We start from the raw sequence: 18202 nt of genomic DNA on the forward strand, positions 1-18202 counted from the left end.
GACCGAAATCGCGCTTGCTCGGTCCGCTATGGCGGACTATTGTCCTCGATAGCAGACACGCGGTGATCGGCGAGAACTCCCGGTTCGGAGCCGCCTTTCGCCCCTTTCTACCTCCTCTCCCAAGGAGCCACGATGGTCAGCCTTGCGCTCGATTCAGCTGTCCTGGCCGAGACGTACGATCGCGTCAGCGATCGGCAGTTCAACCACGGAAAGCTGCTCATCGAAGATCTCCAGATTTCCCCGGGCGAGCGCGTCCTCGACGTCGGGTGCGGGACCGGTCGGCTCGGGGCTCATGTCGCCGAGCTGGTCGGCCCCTCCGGCGAGGTGGCCGGCGTCGATCCGCTGCCGCTGCGCGTCGAGCTGGCGAACCAGAAGCGCCGGCCGAACTTCCGCGCCAGCGTCGGCCAGGCCGAGGATCTCTCGCAGTTCGCCGCCGCGAGCTTCGATGTCGTGTTCCTGAACAGCGTGCTCCACTGGCTGCCCGAGAAGCTCGGCCCGCTGCGGGAGGCGCGCCGCGTGCTCAAGCAGGGAGGGCGCATCGGCATCACCTCGGCCGCCAAGGAGCGCCCGCACGAGGTCGAAGATGCGCTCGATAGCGCGCTGTCGTCGCTCGGCCTGACCGGCACCGCGGAGACGCTCGGCAACACCACCTACAAGGTGACCTCCGACGACCTGAGGGGCACCCTCCTGCGCGCCGGCTTCGAGGATCCGAAGCTCCAGATCCGCACCTTCACGGATCACTTCGCGGCCACGGACGATGTGATCGAGTTCTACCTGGCCAGCTCGTTCGGCAATCTCCTGTCCAGCCTCGCTCCGGCGGACGCCGCGCGGGTCAAGGCGGCGCTCGAGGCCGAGCTCGAGCGACGCCGCGCGCCGGAGGGGATCCGGCTGCGACGTCACCTGATCTTCGCCGTCGCGCGCGCGGGCGCCTGAGCGGCGCCGAGGAGCGGGAGCGGGCCTGCGCCTCGGCCGCGTCGACGAGCGCCGGCCGCGGTGCTCCCCCAGCAGCACCGCAGCAGCAGGCGCTGCTCTCGCGGCAGCAACCGATCCCGCCTCGCGCCGCGCCGGTCCGCCGGCCGCTGGACGCGACGCCGGCACGGCCCCTGCTTTCCTGCGAGCTTTCTCCTTTTTTGCAAACGACCGGCCACCATCGCCTCGCGTGCCGGACATCCATCCCCATCCAGCGCAGGCCGCACGCAGCGCAAGGAGCTCGTCCATGGAGTACACGAATCTCGGTTCAACCGGCCTCAAGGTCTCGCGGATCTGTCTCGGCGCCATGACCTTCGGCTCGCCGAAGTGGCGGGACTGGGTGCTCGACGAGGCGGCGAGCCGCCCGATCATCAAGCGAGCCCTGGATCTCGGCGTCAACTTCTTCGACACGGCCGACGTCTACTCGCTCGGCGAGAGCGAGTCGGTGCTCGGCCGCGCGCTCAAGGATCTCGGCCCCTCCCGCGATCGGCTGGTGATCGCCACCAAGGTCCACGGCGCCATGGGCGACGACCCGAACCAGCGCGGCCTCTCGCGCAAGCACATCAAGCACTCCATCGACGACAGCCTGCGCCGGCTCGGCACCGATTACGTCGATCTCTACCAGATTCACCGCTTCGACCCGCACACCCCCGTCGAGGAGACGCTCGACGCCCTGAGCGACGTCGTCAAGGCGGGCAAGGCGCTCTACCTCGGCGCCTCGTCCATGTACGCGTGGCAGTTCGCGAAGCTGCTCCACACGTCGGACAGGCTGGGCCTCCACCGGTTCGTGGCGATGCAGAACCACTACAACCTCGTTTACCGAGAGGAGGAGCGCGAGGTGATCCCGCTCTGCAGGTCCGAGGGGATCGGGGTCATCCCGTGGAGCCCCCTCGCGCGCGGGTTCCTCGTGGGCAACCGGAGCAAGGACGGCAAGGGGGAGACCGCCCGCGCCAAGTCGGACGAGTTCGCGCAGCGGCTCTATTTCCAGGACTCGGACTTCGCCGTCGTCGAGAAGGTGACCGAGATCGCCGCGAAGCGCGGCGTCCCCAACGCGCAGGTGGCGCTCGCGTGGCTGCTCCAGCAGCCCGGCGTCACCGCGCCGATCGTCGGGGCGACGAAGCTGTCGCACCTCAACGACGCGGCCAAGGCCGTGGAGCTCAAGCTCGACGCCGAGGAGCTGCGCGCGCTCGCCGAGCCGTACCGGCCACACCCGGTGCTCGGGCACACCTGAGCGCGCGGCCGTGGTAGGTTCGCGGCCGCCGTGCAGCCGGCCACCAACGCAACGCGACCCGCGGCCGAACCAGCGCGCGATCCGGAGGACGCGCCCCGCGCGGACCACGACGCCGCGGGGCGCGCGTGGTCGTGGCTCGCGCCGTGCGCCGTCTTCGGGGCGGTCGCGTCGATGTCGCGCTCGTTCGTGTCCAACCAGAACACGTACCTCGTGCACGCGGCGCGGAGCTCCGGCGCCTACCCGGAGCTCGCGGCCGACTGGTTCGCGCACACGGCGGATCCCACGCCGTTCTTCACGGGGCTCGTGGCCCCGCTGCTCGCGCTCGCCGGTCCCGGCGTCCTGCCGCCGCTGAACGCGATCCTCACCGCCGCGTGCCTCGCCGCGATCGTCCTCGCGGCCGAGGCGCTCGTGCCGGCCGGCGCACCGCGCGCCCCGCGGTGGGTCGTCGCCTGCGCGCTCGCGGTCGCGTGGCTCGCCAGCCCTCGCGCTCAATACGGCTTCGCGGGGGTCGCCGACCAGCAGGTGCTCCGCAACTTCCTCCAGCCGGCGAATTTCGGCGTGCTCCTCCTCGTCGGCCTCGCCCTGCTGCTCCGCGGGCGCCCGCGCGCCGGCGCGGCGATCGCCGCGCTGGCGGCGGTCATGCACCCGACGTACATCCCTTCCGTGCTGCTCCTCGTCGGCGCGGCGCTCGCGCTCGACCGCGGCGCCCCGTGGCGGCGCAAGGCGGTCGCGGCCGCGCTCGCCGGGGCCGTGCTCGCGCCCCCGCTCCTCTGGACGGCGACGCGGTTCGCCCCCTCCGACCCCGCGACGTTCCGCGCCGCGCAGCGGATCCTCGCCGACGAGCGCATCCCGCACCACACGAGCCCGCAGCTCTGGTTCGATCTCGGGGCCGCCCTGTGCGCGCTGATCGTCGCGGCGGCCCTCCTGATCGCGCGGCGGTCCGGCAAGGCGCTGCTCGGCGCGTACGCCGGCGTCTGCGTGCTCGGCACGCTCGCGGCCGCCGCGTTTCCGCAGCTGTACACGCTGCGGCTCGCCTTCCCGTGGCGGATCTCCACCTGGCTCGTGCCGCTCTCCACCGCCGTGCTGTTCACGGCGCTCCTCGGCCGCCTGATGCGCCGCCCAGCGCGGCGCGTCCTGCCGGGCATCGCCGCGGGCGCGTGGGTGATCGCGACGGCCGTCGCCGTGCGCCAGGGGCTGCACCGCATGCGCCCGCGCGAGGAGCCGGGCGTCGCGCTCGCCCGCGAAGCGCAGCGCCGGGGGGCGGCGACGGACGTGATCGTCAGCCCCCCGGCCTGGGAGCACCTGCGCCTCAACGCGCCCGCGGCGCTCTTCGCGGACTGGAAGTCGCACCCGTACGCGGACCGGGAGGTGCTCGAGTGGGACCGCCGCATCAAGCTCCTCTCCGGGCTCTACGCGGGGGCGGGGCCCCTCTCGTGCGGCGCGCTCGCGCCGATCCTCGCGAGCGCGCCGGCGCCGCGCTGGGTGATCGTGCCGAGGGGCGCCTCGCTCTCGTGCCCGGGCGTCGAGCTCGCCGTCGAGGCCGCGGACGGCAGCCTCTATCGCGTGCTCGCCGCGCCGCCTCCGGGCTAGTGTCCCACACGCGAAGAAGCGCTCTCCGAGAGCCGTAGGAGCGCGCCCTTGCCGACGTTGGCCTCGGCGGGCCTACGCGGGGCGCATCCGCTGCAATGCGTAGCGGATGCCGCTCTGGAGCGTGCCAGACGTCACGATCGATCCCAGGTCGACGCCGAGATCCACGAGGGTCTGCGCCACCGACGGCTTGATCCCCGTCAGCACGACCTGCGCGCCGATGAGCCCGACCGCCCGAGCGGCGCGGACGAGGGAGTCTGCCACGCCCGAGTCGACGTCGCGGACGCCGGTGATGTCCAGGATCGCGACGGACGCCTGCCTCGCGACGACACCGTCGAGGAGCGTCTCGAGCACCTGGCTCGCGCGGTTGCTGTCGATGGTGCCGATGAGCGGCATGACGACCACCTTGTCGGCGATCGGGATCAGCGGGGTGCTGAGCTCTCGCACCGCCTCCTCGTGCGCTTTTCTCTCCTCCGAGAGCCGCCGTGCCATGTTCTCGGACGTCACGTCCCAGAAGATACCCTGGATCCCCACGATCTCGCCGCGCAGGTCGCGCACCGGCGCCTTGACCACCTTGACGTAGATCGTCTCTCCGGTCGTGGGCACCCTGTGCTCCTCGATGGTCTCAAAGGTCTCGCCGGTCTTCAGTACATGAGCGTCGTCCTGCCGGTACTTCTCGGCCAGCTCGCGCGGGTAGAGGTCGAACGGCGTCTTTCCGAGGAGCTGCTCCAGGGACATCCCCACCGACGCGAGGAGCGCGCTGTTCGCGAACACACACCGCCCGTCCAAGTCGCTCCGGAAGATGCTTTGAGGGATCAGGTCGAGGAGCGACAGATAAGACAGCTCACGCTCGCGCCAAGCTCTCTCCGCGAGCTCCAGCTCAGCGACGCGTTGGCGCAGAATGTGCAGCTCTTCTCGGTCATCCTGGCCTTTCGTCATCGGAGCGCCCCTCCTCATGCCTGTCCGTCATGCACGGTCCGCAACGGATCGAGGCGTAACATGGGTGTGCCTCGCTCTACAAGCACGGCCCTGCGAGCCTTGGAGAGGGGAGGGCCTCCGGTGCCGCCGGCTGCCTGAGCAGCCGACCGAGCGCTTGGCGAACGACCCGGGCCGACACCTCGCCCCCGAGGGCGACGGCGCGACTCAGGGAGCTGGCGAGCGAGGCGACCACGGCCGCCGAGGCGACGGCTCGGTCACCGCGAGCTCCCCAGGCCGGGGCTTGACAGTTGGGCCCGGGTTGGGGCCATGGCTCCCGACGATGAGGCAGCCCTGAGGTCAAGGGCTTGAGCGCTCTCCCACAACCCAGAGGGTCCGACGGAGCGCGACGGTCCGGCGCCGCGGGACGGTTCCGCCAGGATCGTTGTGACGATGAGGCGGAGTCGGACCGATTTATCCAATTCTATGGGTTGAAGGACCAAGCATCGCTGAGCGGTCACGTCGTGTCATTTCGGCGGCCAAGCTCTTCGCTCTCCATTTCGATGCACGCGAACAGCTCGTCGTCACGCCTCCCTGAAATCGGCCGTGATCTGGGAACCATCACTCGATGGAGTACCAGCTCTTGTTCATGAACCTGCTGCAGAACGCCGCTGCGCGCGTGGCCGCGTTCACCTCGCGTCCGCGGAGCCGGGGTGCGGAGCGGGGCAGCGCTCCGAGGAAACATGGCTGGGGCCGCCCGCGCGAAGCCGCCGCGAGGCGGCGCAGAGGTCCGGCCATCCGTGGCCGGAGTTCTGGCGGGCGGCACGACCCTGCGGAGGTTGCGCGGCCGCTCGCCTCTGCGAGGATACGGCGCCGAGAGGGGCCGTGAGCCCGGCGGAGCGCCTCCGGACGGCGCTCTCCGCGGAGCGCCCGCCCCAGGAGGCCAGGTGAGCGAACGACTCGACGTTGAGGTGCTGCACCGCCGCGAGGAGCTCGAGGCGCTGCGGGAGCCGTGGAGCGCGCTGTGGGAGCGATGCCCGGCGGCGACGGTGTTCCAGCGGCCGGAGTGGCTGCTCCCGTGGTGCCGCGAGCTCGGGCCCGAGGAGGTGCTGGCCCTGGCGTTCCGGTCCGAGCAGGGGCTGGTGGGCCTCGCGCCCCTCGCGATCCACGACTACCGCGGCGAGCGCCTCGTCGCGCTGCTCGGCGCCGGGATCACCGACTACAACGACGTGCTGGCCGCGCCCGGGTACGAGCGCGCGGTCGCGGACGCGGTGCTCGCGTACCTCGACGAGCGCGCGGACGCCTGGGACGTCGCGGATCTCCACGACCTGCGCGGGTCGTCGCCCCTGCTCGCCGCCCAGGCGCCCGCTGGCTGGTCGGACGAGATCGAGAAGCACGAGGCGTGTCCGAGGGTGACGATCCCGGAGGGCGCCGGGCCGGACGAGCTGTTCTCGCCGGGGATGCGCGCGCGCGTCAGCCGCGCGCGGAAGCGGCTCGCGAAGGCCGGTGCGCTGCGCGTCGACGTGGCCGACGCGTCGAGCGTGGACGAGCTGCTCGACGCGCTGTTCGCGAACCACCGGGCGCGGTGGGTCTCGCGCGGGGAGGGCGGGGTGCTGGACGAGGCGCTCCGGCCGTTCCACCGCGCGGTCGCGCGGGGGCTGTGCGCGCGGGGCGCGCTGCGGCTGTTCGGCCTGCGGCTCGACGGGCGGGTGATCGCGTCGCTCTACGGGCTGGCCGAGCGGGGCGGCATGGCGTCGTACATCACCGGCTTCGATCCGGAGTTCGCGTGGTACAGCCCTGGGCTCGTGATGCTCGCCAGCGCGATCGAGCACGCGGCGGCCGAGGGCGCGCGGACCGTGGACTTCCTCCGCGGCCGCGAGCCGTACAAGTACGAGTGGGGCGCGGTCGACGGCTGGACGTACCGCCGGCGGCTGCGGCACCGGCGCGCGCGCGAGGCCGGGCGGGAGGCCGGGCAGGGCGCGCTCGAGGGCGCGGTGGCGGCCGTGATGGCCGGCGAGGCGTCGCCGGAGGTCGGCCTGGTGCGGCTGCTCGGCGCGGCCGGGGACCTCGCAGACGCGGCGCGCGCGATCGAGGCCGCGCGGCCCGCGGCGGGGGAGGGGGAGGCGGCCGCGCGGCTCGAGGCGCTGCGCCGCTGCCTGGACGAGCGGCGCGCCGCGTGCGGCACCGTGGCGGAGATGCTGGGCGCGCACCGCGACGCGGGCGTCGCCGGGCCCGACGCGCCGGCGCGCGCCGCGCGGCTGTTCGACGAGCTCTGCGCGCGCTCGGAGGAGGCGAGCGTCGCGGCGTACTCGCTCGGCGATCCGGCGCTCCTCGAGCGGGCGACGGGGGAGGTGGTCGAGCTCCTCGAGCGGTGGGGCGCGGTCGGGGAGGACCGCGCGATCCTGCAGATCGGCTGCGGGATCGGCCGCTTCGAGGCGGCGCTCGCGCCGCGGGTGCGCGAGGCGTGGGGGCTCGACGTCGCGCCGCGGATGATCGAGGCCGCGCGCCGCCGCTGCGCGGGGCTGCCGAACGTGGTGCTCGCGGTCTCGTCGGGCGTCGATCTCGGCGACGCGCCGTCGTCCCGCTTCGATCTCGTGTACGCGGTCGACTCGTTCCCGTACCTCGTGGCGGCGGGCGAGGCGGTCGTGGATCGGCACGTCGCGGAGGCGCGCCGGGTGCTGCGGCCGGGCGGGGAGCTCGCGATCCTGAGCTACTCGTACCGGGGCGACCTCGCGCGCGACGCGGCCGACGTCGCGCGGCTCGCGGCCCGCCACGGGTTCGACGTCCTGGTGAGCGGCGAGCGGCCGTTCTCCCTGTGGGACGGGCGGGCGTACCGGCTGCGGAGGATCGAGCACTGGTGAGGCACCGCCTTCCGAGAGGCAGCCCGCCGCCCGCGAGCCGGCGTCGGAACCCTGCCCGACCGGCGGCGCCGCGAGGAAGAAGCCCCGCCGCGCGCCGTATGCATCGGCAGAAGGTACTTGACATGAAGACCACGACCTACCGCGCGTTCGCCCTCATCGTCCTCTCCTCCCTGACCCTGCCTGCCTGCGCCGCCGTGGAGCTCAACCCGGGCGCGGAGAAGGTCATCGTCACCAAGCAGCCGGCCCCGGAAGGGTGCAGGTTCCTCGGCACGCTCGTCGGAGAGCAGGGCGGCTCGATCTCCGGGAAGTTCACCAGCAACGCCAACCTGCAGAAGGGGGCGGTGAACGACATGAAGAACCAGGCCCACGACCTCGGCGGCAACTACGTGGTCCTCGAGAACACGAACGCCGGCACCACCATCTCCGGCGACCGGGACAGCATCTCCGGCGAGCAGACCGACGTCACCCACATGGGCAACGCGTACAGCTGCCCGCCCCAGCTCGTCGGCCTGTAGCCCCCGCCCGAGCCAGCGAGCCGGCCGCGGCGATGGCCCGCGGCGCGAGGCCCCCGCCGGAAGCGCCGGCGGGGGCCTCGCGCCGTCCGGCAGCAACGCGGCGCGCCTGGGCTCATCCAACGTCGACGAAGCGCGGGTGGAGCATCGCCTCGGCGGCAGCGCCGGGCGAGCGCGCGGCCTGCCCCGACGCCGAGGCGGCTCGGCCGCCGGGCGCGGCCGCCGCCGCGCTTCGCGCCGCACGGAGGAAAGCCGGCCACAGGAGAGGGGGAAATGGAACTGTCGTTGTCCAAGCGTACGGCCGCGGAATTTCTCGGGACGTTCTGGCTCGTGCTCGGCGGCTGCGGGAGCGCCGTGCTGTCGGCCGCGTATCCCGGGCTCGGGATCGGCTTCGCGGGCGTCGCGCTCGCGTTCGGGCTCGCCATGCTGACGATGGCGTACGCGGTCGGCCACATCTCGGGCGCTCACTTCAACCCCGCCGTCACGCTCGGGTTGATGGTCGGCGGGCGCTTCCCGGCGCGAGACCTCCTGCCGTACATCCTCGCCCAGGTCGCCGGCGCCATCGTCGCCGCCGGGATCATCTACGTCATCGCCAGCGGCTCCGCCGGGTTCGCCGTGAGCGACGGCTTCGCCTCGAACGGCTACGGCGCGCACTCGCCCGGCGGCTTCTCGCTCGTCGCGAGCCTCGTGGCCGAGATCGTCCTCACCTTCGGCTTCGTGGTGGTGGTCCTCGGCGCCACCGATCTCCGCGCCCCGATCGGGTTCGCGCCCCTCGCCATCGGCTTCGCGCTCACGCTGGTTCACCTGATCGGCATCCCGGTCACGAACGTCTCGGTGAACCCGGCGCGCTCGACCGGTCCTGCCCTGTTCGTCGGCGGGTGGGCGCTGTCGCAGCTCTGGCTCTTCTGGCTCGCCCCGCTGGCCGGCGGCGCGCTCGCGGGGGCGCTCTATCCGGTGCTCGTCGGCGCGAGGCCGGCCCGCGCCGCCGTCACGCCGCGCTCGACGGTCTGAGCAGGGGGCTCCGGGCGGGAGAGCCGGGCCGGCGGGCCGAACCGGTCCCACCCGAGCTTGGCCGTGAGCACGAGCCCGAGCGCGACCACGAACCACCGCACCTTGCTCGGCGCGATGCGCCGGGCCACCACGGCGCCGGCGAGCGAGCCGACCACCGCCGCCGCCATCATGATCGGCGTGGCGACCGGGTCGACCGCGCCCGCGAACAGGAACGCGAGCGCGGCCACGCCGTTGATCAGGCTCGCGAGCACGGTCTTGATCGCGTTCAGCCGGTGGATGTCCACGTTGCCGCCGAACGACGAGAGCAGCGCCAGCATCATGATGCCGATGCCCGCGCCGAAGTAGCCGCCGTAGACGCTCACGAGGAACTGGAGCAGGAACACGAGCCACGGCCGCGAGGGCAGGGCGAACTCCTCCGCCGCGCCGCCCTTCTCCGAGGGCTTCGCCGGCGCCGAGGGCTTCGCCGGGCGCAGGTTCTGCCAGAGCAGGAGCAGCGTCGCGACGAGCACGAGCCCGGGCACCGCGGCGTCGAACACGCGCTGCGGCGTCACGAGCAGCAGCGCCGAGCCCACGACGCCGCCGAGCAGCGACGGCAGGAAGAGGACGCCGAGGACCCGGTAGTCCCGGGCGAGCTCGCGGCGGTACGCCCACGCCGACGCGAGCGACGCGGGCGTGAGCGCGACGGCGTTCGTCGCGTTCGCGGGTAGCGGCGCGAGCCCCGCCGCGATCGCCGCGGGGAACGACACGAGCGTGCCGCCCCCGGCCACCGCGTTGATGACGCCGGCGACGGCGGCGCCGCCGGCGAGGAGTGCGGCTCGCGTCAGATCCACGCCGCGACATGGCCCGAGCCCGGCCGCGCTGTCAACCGCGGCCCGGAGCCCCTAGCATGGCGCTGCCGCCGATCCCGTCGGCCGCTCCTCCTTGGAAAGCCGAGCGCCATGCCGCGATCCCTCACGTTCTTTCCCGCCGCGTTGCTCTCCGCGCTGTCGCCGTGCGCGCTGCCCGCGAGCGCCGCCGCCGGCGAGGCGCAGCCGGAGCGCGCGCTCGTCTGGGTGGCCGACGACGGCACGCGCGTCCGGCGCAAGGACGTCGGCCTGCCGCTCTCGCGCGGCGACGGCAACGCGCTCTTCCGGCCCGGCGCGCCGATCCGGCTCGGCGCGCTCCGCGCCGAGGTCGTCGCCTTCCAGGTGATCGTCGAGGCGGGCGCCGAGCCCGTGCGCGGCGTCACGGTCGAGCTCTCCGGGCTCGCCCCCGCGGCCGCCGCGGGCGCGCCGGCCGCGGCGCAGCAGGCCCCGGGCGCCGCGCCCGCGGACGCGATCTCGATCGCCCGCTTCGTCGAGCACTACGTCGAGATCCGGCAGCGCTCGCGCAACGACCAGCGACCCCTGGAGTCGCTCGGGTGGAGCCCGGCGGCGCGCCCGCCGGACGACCGGCACCTCGGGTTCCTCCCCGACGCGCTCATCCCGATCGAGCTCGCGCCGCCCTGGGCGCCGTATCCGCTCGAGGTGGGCGCCCGCGAGACCCGGGCGGTCTGGGTCGACCTCCACGTCCCGGAGGGCGCCGCCCCCGGGCTGCACGAGGGCAAGGTGGTGGTCCGCTCGGCCTCGCACGGCGAGCTCGCGTCGCTCGATCTGAGGCTCGACGTCGCGCCGGCGACGCTGCCGTACGGCCCGGTCGACTTCATCGCCTTCTACGAGATCGACCGCGTCGCCGAGCGGATCGGCGACGGACCTGCCGTCGAGCAGCAGCTCTGGCAGCTGCTCCACGAGCACCACGTCGACGGCTTCGCCTCGGTCCGGAGCCCCGCCGAGGTCGAGCGGCTGCGGCCGGCCATCGACGGCTCGCTCTACACGAAGGAGCGCGGCTACCGCGGGCCGGGCCAGGGCGTCCCGCCCGCCGCGGTGGCGCTCGGCGCGTACGGCGGCTTCGGCGATCCGAAGGAGGACACGCTCCGCCGCGTCGAGGCCGTCGCCGACAGCCTCCCGCCGGCGGTGGACGACGTGATGCTCTACGCGGTCGACGAGCAGTGCGAGAGCCCCCGCGGGCCCGGGTGGCGCCGGCTCGTCCGCGGCTCGCGCCTGTCGTCGCGCATCCTCGTGGGGCACTCGTGCGGCGAGGTGCACCCGCTGCAGCAGGACGTCGACCTCGTGCTCACGCCGGCCAACCGCTTCGACTCCGTGTGGGCGCGGGCCGCGCGCGAGGCCGGCAAGCGGCTCTGGGTGTACAACGGCGCGCTGCCGCGGACCGGCACCTTCATGATCGACGCGCCGCTCACCGGGCTCATGGCCGACGGCTGGATCGCGGCGACCCACGAGGTGGGCCGCTGGTTCCTCTGGGAGACGGCGTTCTGGCACGACGGCAACCGCGGCGGGAAGGGGCCCGTGGACCCGTTCACGGTCGCCGAGAACTTCCACAACCGCGACGGCGATGCCTGCCTCGGCGACGGCATGCTGCTCTACCCCGGGACGCAGCGCGGGCGGTTCGCCGCCCGCTCCGTCGGCTTCGCCGGCGTGCTCCCCTCGATGCGCCTGAAGAGCCTGCGCCGCGGCATCCAGGACGCCGGCTACATCGCGCTGGCCAGGTCGGCGTCGCCCGGCGCCGCGGACGCGATCGTGAAGGCCGTGATCCCGGCCGCGCTCGACGAGACGCTCGACGCCTCGCCCACCGCGTGGAGCGGCGACGGCGCCGCGTTCTTCGACGGCAGGGCCGCGCTGCGCGCCCTGATCCCGGCGGGCGCCTCGCTCGACGCCGCCGGCGTCCGCCGCGCGCTCGCCGAGGCGGCGGCCGCGCGGCGCGCGCTCGTCCCGCTCGCGCGGCCCAAGAGCGCCGGGGACGCGCCGCCGGCGGAGGGCCCGGGGCAGGCCGCGCCGGGGCCGCTGCGCCGCTGGGGCGCGACGGGGCTGCTCCTCGCGGTCGTCGGCCTCGGCGCCGCGGCGCTCGCGCTGGCCGCGGCGCTCTACCGGCGGCGGCGGAGGCGCGGGGCCGACCGGCGCTGAGGCCGACGACCGCGCGCCGGCCGCGACGCGGCCCGGCCCGCGACGCGGCCGCCGCCGCGCCGCCTGCTACGCTCGCGCCCGCCATGCAGAGCCCAGACGACGGCCGGCGCCCCGGCCCAGCGCACCTCCGGCGCCTCCTCCGCCTCGCCCGCCCCGAGCTCGGCAAGCTCGCGCTCGGCACCCTCTTCCTCGGCGTCGGCAGCGGCATCAGCCTCCTGCTCCCCCAGGCGATCCGGAAGATCATCGACGACGCGCTCGGCCCGGGCAGCGGCGTCGAGGCGATCGACGACGCCGCGCTCTGGCTCGCGCTCCTCATCGTGGTGCAGGCCGCCGCCGTCGCGCTGCGGTACGTCCTCTTCTCGACCGCCGGCGAGCGCGTCGTGGCCCGGCTCCGGGCGCAGCTCTTCGAGCACCTCCTCCGGCAGGAGGTGGCGTTCTTCGACGACCACAGGACCGGCGAGCTGACGAACCGCCTCGCCTCGGACACCACGGTCCTCCAGAGCGCCGTCAGCGTGAACGTGTCGATGGCGCTGCGCTACGCCGCGTCCGTGATCGGCGGCGTCGCGTTCCTCTTCTACACCTCCCCGCGGCTCACCCTCCTGATGCTCGCGGTGGTCCCCGTCGTGGCGATCGGCTCGGTGGCCTACGGCCGACGCGTCCGCCGGCTCTCCCGCAGCGTGCAGGACGCGCTCGCGCGCGCCAGCGAGGTCGCCGAGGAGGCGCTCTCGGGCATCCGCACCGTCCGGGCCTTCGCCGCCGAGCAGCACGAGGCGGCGCGCTATTCCGGCCGGGTCGCCGAGTCGTTCGACCTCGCCAAAAAGCGCATCCGCGCCTCGGCGAGCTTCATGGGCGTGGTCACGTTCGCCGGCTACAGCGCCGCCGCGCTCGTCCTCTGGTACGGCGGCCACCTCGTCGTCGAGGGCCGCATGACGCTCGGCGGGCTGACCTCGTTCCTTGTCTACACCATCGTCGTCGCCTTCGCCCTCGGCGGCCTCAGCGACCTCTGGGCCGACTTCATGAAGGCCACCGGCGCCGCCGAGCGCATCTTCGACCTCCTCGACCGCGCGCCGGCCATGGCGGACGCGGGCGGCGCCCAGCCGAGCGCCGTCGAGGGGCGCCTCGAGCTCCAGCGCGTGCGGTTCAGCTACCCGACCCGCAAGGACGTGCCCGTGCTCAAGGGCATCGACATCGCCGTTCGCCCCGGCGAGGTCATCGCCCTGGTCGGGCCGTCCGGCGCGGGCAAATCCACGATCGCCTCGCTTCTGCTGCGGCTCTACGACCCCGACGAGGGCCGCATCCTCCTCGACGGGCGCGATCTGCGCGAGCTCTCGCCGACCTGGCTCCGCCGGCAGGTCGGGATCGTCGCGCAGGAGCCGCTCCTCTTCGCCGCGAGCGTGGCCGACAACATCCGTTATGGGCGGGAGGACGCCTCGGACGCGGAGGTCGAGGCGGCGGCGCGGGCGGCGAACGCGCACGGGTTCATCCAGCGGTTCCCGTCGGGGTATCGCACGCTCGTCGGCGAGCGCGGGGTGCAGCTGTCCGGCGGGCAGAAGCAGCGCGTGGCGATCGCGCGCGCGATGCTCAAGGACCCTCGGCTGCTCGTGCTCGACGAGGCGACGAGCGCGCTCGACGCGGAGAGCGAGCACCTCGTGAAGGGCGCGCTCGACGCGCTGATGAAGGGGCGGACGACGCTGATCATCGCTCACCGCCTCTCGACGGTGATGGGCGCCGACCGCGTGCTGGTGATGGATGGGGGTACGATCGTGCAGAGCGGCGCGCACGCGGCGCTCATCGCCGAGGACGGCCTCTATCGCCGGCTGGTCGAGCGGCAGTTCGTGAGCGCGCAGCTCACGACGACTGCTGTATGATGAGCTGCTGCGTCGCCTTGCGCTCGCCCACGATGGAGACGGCCGTCTCCGACGCGAGCGCCGTCGCGCCCTGCGACGTGCGGCGCAGCGTGCCGAGCAGCGCATACCAGCCATGCTGGCCGTTCGTGAGGGCGCGCGCGCTGATCGCGTCCGTGCGGACGAGCGCCTTGCGCGCGACCCGGAGCACGCTGCGCTGGATACCCTCGATCAGGTCGATCGTGGCGCCGAGCCGCTCCTGCGTCTCGACGCGCACGTCGTCGAGGAAGCCGAACCCCGCGCGCACGACCTCGTCGGCCACGCCGAGGCTGCCGTCCACCCACGTATAAATCAGCCCCTCTCGCGGATTGCTGAGCTGCGCGTGGTCGGAACCGTTGCTGCCGGCCGCAATCTGGCCGGAGATGCTCTCGTCCATCTCGAACCCCCTTTCCTCACGGTGGTTGGCAGGCGACTCGCCTGCTGCGAACCCACTATCGACAACCGAGGTCTCGGATGGGTTATCACAGGGCAACAAAGGTGTGAACCCTTTCTTTCTCGTCGCCTCCCTTTCGGATGCGGGCGCGCCGAGGTCACCTGAAGAGGCTGTCGTGAGCGTTCTGCTGAATCCGTGATAATTCAATGAAAACACGTGATAAGCGGCCAACGCGTCGGTGGGGTAAGCTAGCGTCCGCAGGAAGATCCTTAGTCCTTGGCAGGCGCGTCCTGGCTAGCTAGCGTCTCGCGGTGCCCACGCGGCCCACGAACACCGCGCGATTCATGAGGGGAACCACCTTGTCAACGCTCCTTGCCGCCTCCTGCGCCTCCGGCGCGCCGCACGGCGAGGCGCCCCCGGCGGCGCCCGCTCCTGAGCTCCTGGCCTTCGAGATCCAGGAAGGCCGGAATCGTAATCACTTCTTCCGTCGCGGTCATATCGCCGCTCATGTCCTGACGACATCGGGCGAGTCGCCGCGCCTCATCGTCGCTTTTCCGGCGGGCAACACGGGAATCGCCGTGTGGTTCGACGCGCTCCCGGCGCCGGTCGAGCTCTCGGTGGAGGGGGGCCTCTCGGGCGTCGAGCGGCCCGGCGGCATGCGCGGCGTCTCGGCGCTGCTCGCGAGCGCGGCCCCGGCGCTGCGCGTCCATCGGCTGATCCTCGGGAGCATCCGCACGGTGCGCGACGTGGGCCGCGACGCGCCGCTCCCGGCCTGGCTGCGCAGCGACGTCGAGGCGGGCGGCGCGTCGATCGCCGCGCGGCGCACCACGCTGGACGGCGAGCACCACCTCGAGCTGCTCGTCGAGCCGGAGGGCGGCACGACGGCCGCGCTGGGGCCGGACGGGCGGATCGAGCTCACGGCGGGCCCGAGCGGCCTCCGGGTCCGGGTGACGGCGCTCTCGGACGAGCCGCCGCTCACGCCGGTGCCGCTCGACGAGCTCGTCACCGAGCGCGCCGCCGACGACCCGCGCCACCGGCAGGCGCTCGCCTTCCTCGCGTACCGGGAGAAGCTCCTGGCCGGGTCCTGGCGCTTCCTCACGTACTTTGGCCGCGACACGCTGCTCGCGGTGAGGATGCTCCTGCCGGCCCTCGAGCCGGCCGTGATCGAGGCGGGCATCGGCTCGGTCCTCGATCGGCTGAGCCCGTCCGGGGAGGTCGCGCACGAGGAGGCGATCGGCGAGTACGCGGCGCTCCTGCGCCTCGCCGCGGGCCGCGCCGGGGCGCTGCGCCAGCCCGTCTACGACTACAAGATGGTCGACGACGACTTCCTCCTCGCGCCGCTCTGCGCCGAGTACCTCCTCGGCAGCGCGCCGGGCCGGGAGCGCGCGGCGGCGTTCCTCGCGCGCCGGACGCCGGCGGGCGACACGTATGCGCAGGCGCTCGCGCGGAACGTGTCGCTCGTGCTCCGCCTCGCCGCCCCGTTCGCCGAGACGGGGGACCCGAGGGCGCTCGTCTCGCTCAAGGAGGGGGAGTCGGTCGGCGAGTGGCGCGACAGCGAGGAGGGCCTCGCGTTCGGCCGCATCCCGTACGACGTGAACGCCGCCCTCGTCCCGGCCGCGCTCCGCGCGTCGGCGCGGCTGCTCGCGAGCCCGCTGCTCGGCGCCGACGGGGAGCGCGCCGGCCGGGCGGAGCGGCTCGCGCGCGCGTGGAGGGACGCCGGCGTGTTCTTCCGGGTGGAGGTGCCGGAGGCGGAGGCGAGGCGGCGCGTCGCCGCCTATGCGGCGTCGCTCGGCCTGGACGCGGCGCCGGCGCTCGCGTCGCTCTCGGGGCCGCTCTCGTTTCCGGCGATCGCGCTCGACCGGGAGGGCAGGCCCCTTCCCATCATGCACTCCGACGACAGCTTCGTCCTCCTGTTCACCGAGCCGCCGCCCGGCGCCCTCGAGGAGATCGCCGGACGCCTGCTCCGCCCCTTCCCGGCGGGCCTGCGGACGCCGGTCGGCGTCCTCGTCGCGAACCCCGCGCTCGCGCCGGACCCGGCGCTCTGGGCGCTGTTCACGCGAGGCCACTACCACGGCACGGTCACCTGGTCGTGGCAGCAGGCGATGCTGGCCGCGGGCCTCGACCGGCAGCTCGCGCGCGGCGACCTGCCGGCCCCCGCGCGCGGCGCGCTGGAGCGCGCGCGGCGCGCGCTGTGGGAGGTGATTCAGGCGTCGCGGGAGGCGAGCACCCGGGAGCTCTGGAGCTGGGCCGTCGAGGGCGGCCGTTACCGGCTGGTCCCGTTCGGCGCCGAGCGGGCGCACCACGACGAGTCGAACGCGGTGCAGCTCTGGAGCACGGTGTACCTCGCGGTGCGCCCGTGATCGGCGCGAGGCGTGATTGGAGAGGGGGAGAGCTCGCCCCGAACGCTCGCGCCTACGCGAACAGCCCCGAGATCGCCGTCGTGTGGAGGTCGGAGTCCCCGATGACGAAGTTCGGGAGGCCGAACGCGCCCGCGCACGCCATCCAGTAGTCGTTGGTCGACCGGAGGCCGCGGCCGCCGTTGTCCCACACGCGCCCGCCGAGGAGCTTGGTGCCCGCGCCGCCGAAGAGCAGCCAGGCCACCTTGTCCCAGTTGTGATGTCGGGTCCCGACCTCGGTGATGTAAGGAACGAGGGTGTTGTCGAGCAGCGATCCGCCGTTCACGTCCTTTGCGGCCGCGAGCTCCTGCAGGAACCCCACCATCTTGTTGGCATAGAACTCCTCCACGCGCGTGAGGAACTCGAGCGTATCCCGTGTGTCGGGATCGTGGCTCGTCGTGTGGTGGACCTTGAAGATCTTCGAGTCCGGCGGCCACAGATCGCCGAAGCTCACGTGGTTCGTCCCCGGGGCCCACTGGAAGGTCACCACGCGCGTCAGGTCGCACCGGAAGGCCGCCTTGACCACGGCGAAGTGCAGGGCGCCGATGCGCGCGTGCTTCTCGTCGTCGCGCTCTCTCACGACGTGCGACGAGTTGTAAGGGTCGATGTACTCGCTGACGCTGACGATCTCCGGCGGCTGCTCCATGCCGCAGAACGCGGGGTTGGTCGGGTCGGCGTCGAACTCCTTCTCCACCTCGCGGATCGCCTCCAGGTGCGCGTCCAGGAGCTCGCGCTGCGCGCTCGGCGCGAGCTCGTGGAGCCGGCCGATGTCCCGCGTCGCGAAGTCGAGCACGCTCTTCTTCTGCCGGCGCGCCCTGGCGAGCGCCTCGAGGTTGTCGTTCGTCGTCCCGCCGGGCATCAGCGTGCCGAACACCCGCTGGTAGGCGTCGAACGGCTGGTAGTACGGCGTCATCGGGGCCCGCGGGCCGGAGTACGACATGTGGCGCGTCGACACCTCCGGCGTGTCCGCGCGCTTGTCGCACGAGAGCTGGAGCGACGCGATCGCCGTCCCCTGCAGATCGGCCGACTGCTTCTGGATCAGCTGATCGACGCTCGCCGCCTCGGCCATCGGGTCGTCCCCGCCGTTGCCGGGGTAGAGCTGCTTGGTCCGCGTGCCGGTCGCCATCAGGACGGTCCCGCGCTCGTGGCCGCCGCCGACCGACCCCTCGTACGGCAGCTTCAGGTCGCGGAACACCACCATCTTGTCCTTCACCGGCTCGAACGGCTTCAGGATGCGGGAGAGCGTGAAGCTCGTCCCGTTGCCTTGCGGCCACCAGTTCTCGTAGACGGTGCCCACGGGCCGCTGGACGATGAGGAACCGCTTCGGGCTCGGCGCGCCCTCCGCGGTCCGCTCGAGGCCGCGGAGGATCGCGAACATCCCCGCGGCGGCGCCGACGCCCTGGAGGAAGCGGCGGCGGGACGAGACATAGGGCAGGTTGCGGTTCAT

At 73.4% G+C, this 18202-nt stretch carries 13 protein-coding genes; 9 read left to right on the top strand and 4 right to left on the bottom strand.

Annotation, left to right across the window (positions count from 1 at the left end):
* Positions 1-132: 132 nt before the first annotated feature.
* From WME83_RS12030 to WME83_RS12040, 3 genes are all read left to right on the top strand, one after another.
* On the top strand, positions 133-933 hold the full coding sequence (locus WME83_RS12030; RefSeq protein ID WP_437319417.1) for a methyltransferase domain-containing protein: 801 nt from the start codon (positions 133-135) through the stop codon (positions 931-933).
* A 283-nt stretch (positions 934-1216) separates the two neighbouring features.
* Positions 1217-2200: an aldo/keto reductase gene (locus WME83_RS12035; RefSeq protein WP_437319418.1), complete on the top strand. Its 984-nt coding sequence runs from the start codon at positions 1217-1219 to the stop codon at positions 2198-2200.
* 30 nt (positions 2201-2230) lie between these two features.
* Positions 2231-3790 (top strand): DUF6798 domain-containing protein, encoded by a 1560-nt coding sequence (locus WME83_RS12040; RefSeq protein ID WP_437319419.1) that lies wholly within the window; start codon positions 2231-2233, stop codon positions 3788-3790.
* A gap of 72 nt (positions 3791-3862) precedes the next feature.
* On the opposite strand, the gene WME83_RS12045 is transcribed toward WME83_RS12040, so the two are convergent.
* A complete protein-coding gene (locus WME83_RS12045) occupies positions 3863-4744 on the bottom strand; it encodes a PAS domain-containing protein (RefSeq protein WP_437319420.1) in 882 nt (293 codons plus the stop codon).
* Between the two features lie 905 nt (positions 4745-5649).
* Here WME83_RS12045 and WME83_RS12050 point away from each other — a divergent pair.
* From WME83_RS12050 to aqpZ, 3 genes are all read left to right on the top strand, one after another.
* Positions 5650-7563 carry a GNAT family N-acetyltransferase gene (locus WME83_RS12050; RefSeq protein WP_437319421.1) on the top strand — a complete coding sequence of 638 codons (1914 nt, stop codon included), beginning with the start codon at positions 5650-5652 and terminating at the stop codon, positions 7561-7563.
* Between the two features lie 122 nt (positions 7564-7685).
* Entirely contained in the window at positions 7686-8078 is a 393-nt protein-coding gene (locus WME83_RS12055; protein WP_437319422.1) for a DUF4156 domain-containing protein, read from the top strand.
* Between the two features lie 270 nt (positions 8079-8348).
* Complete coding sequence (gene aqpZ / locus WME83_RS12060; protein WP_437319423.1) at positions 8349-9086, top strand: aquaporin Z; 738 nt, start codon at positions 8349-8351, stop codon at positions 9084-9086.
* On the opposite strand, the gene WME83_RS12065 is transcribed toward aqpZ, so the two are convergent.
* A complete protein-coding gene (locus WME83_RS12065) occupies positions 9023-9916 on the bottom strand; it encodes a sulfite exporter TauE/SafE family protein (protein ID WP_437319424.1) in 894 nt (297 codons plus the stop codon). The genes aqpZ and WME83_RS12065 overlap by 64 nt on opposite strands.
* A gap of 108 nt (positions 9917-10024) precedes the next feature.
* Between WME83_RS12065 and WME83_RS12070 the strand changes: the two genes are divergently transcribed.
* On the top strand, positions 10025-12082 hold the full coding sequence (locus tag WME83_RS12070; protein WP_437319425.1) for a hypothetical protein: 2058 nt from the start codon (positions 10025-10027) through the stop codon (positions 12080-12082).
* A gap of 83 nt (positions 12083-12165) precedes the next feature.
* Positions 12166-13950, top strand: a complete 1785-nt coding sequence (locus WME83_RS12075) for an ABC transporter ATP-binding protein (protein ID WP_437319426.1) — start codon at positions 12166-12168, stop codon at positions 13948-13950.
* Here WME83_RS12075 and WME83_RS12080 read toward each other — a convergent pair.
* The gene (locus WME83_RS12080) at positions 13931-14590 is read right to left on the bottom strand and encodes a hypothetical protein (protein ID WP_437319427.1); all 660 of its coding nucleotides are present in this window, start codon (positions 14588-14590) and stop codon (positions 13931-13933) included. The two genes, WME83_RS12075 and WME83_RS12080, sit on opposite strands and share 20 nt — an antisense overlap.
* 347 nt (positions 14591-14937) lie before the next feature.
* Between WME83_RS12080 and WME83_RS12085 the strand changes: the two genes are divergently transcribed.
* The gene (locus WME83_RS12085) at positions 14938-16719 is read left to right on the top strand and encodes a hypothetical protein (protein ID WP_437319428.1); all 1782 of its coding nucleotides are present in this window, start codon (positions 14938-14940) and stop codon (positions 16717-16719) included.
* A gap of 52 nt (positions 16720-16771) precedes the next feature.
* On the opposite strand, the gene WME83_RS12090 is transcribed toward WME83_RS12085, so the two are convergent.
* Positions 16772-18202: a DUF1552 domain-containing protein gene (locus WME83_RS12090; RefSeq protein ID WP_437319429.1), complete on the bottom strand. Its 1431-nt coding sequence runs from the start codon at positions 18200-18202 to the stop codon at positions 16772-16774.

The organism is Sorangium sp. So ce385 (assembly GCF_051474135.1).
Taxonomy (GTDB): domain Bacteria; phylum Myxococcota_A; class Polyangia; order Polyangiales; family Polyangiaceae; genus Sorangium; species Sorangium cellulosum_D.

Coding starts and splice junctions, on each gene's coding strand:
- WME83_RS12030 (WP_437319417.1), top strand. CDS start 133: ATGGTCAGCCTTGCGCTCGATTCAGCTGTCCTGGCCGAGACGTACGAT.
- WME83_RS12035 (WP_437319418.1), top strand. CDS start 1,217: ATGGAGTACACGAATCTCGGTTCAACCGGCCTCAAGGTCTCGCGGATC.
- WME83_RS12045 (WP_437319420.1), bottom strand. CDS start 4,744: ATGAGGAGGGGCGCTCCGATGACGAAAGGCCAGGATGACCGAGAAGAG.
- WME83_RS12055 (WP_437319422.1), top strand. CDS start 7,686: ATGAAGACCACGACCTACCGCGCGTTCGCCCTCATCGTCCTCTCCTCC.
- aqpZ (WP_437319423.1), top strand. CDS start 8,349: ATGGAACTGTCGTTGTCCAAGCGTACGGCCGCGGAATTTCTCGGGACG.
- WME83_RS12070 (WP_437319425.1), top strand. CDS start 10,025: ATGCCGCGATCCCTCACGTTCTTTCCCGCCGCGTTGCTCTCCGCGCTG.
- WME83_RS12075 (WP_437319426.1), top strand. CDS start 12,166: ATGCAGAGCCCAGACGACGGCCGGCGCCCCGGCCCAGCGCACCTCCGG.
- WME83_RS12090 (WP_437319429.1), bottom strand. CDS start 18,202: ATGAACCGCAACCTGCCCTATGTCTCGTCCCGCCGCCGCTTCCTCCAG.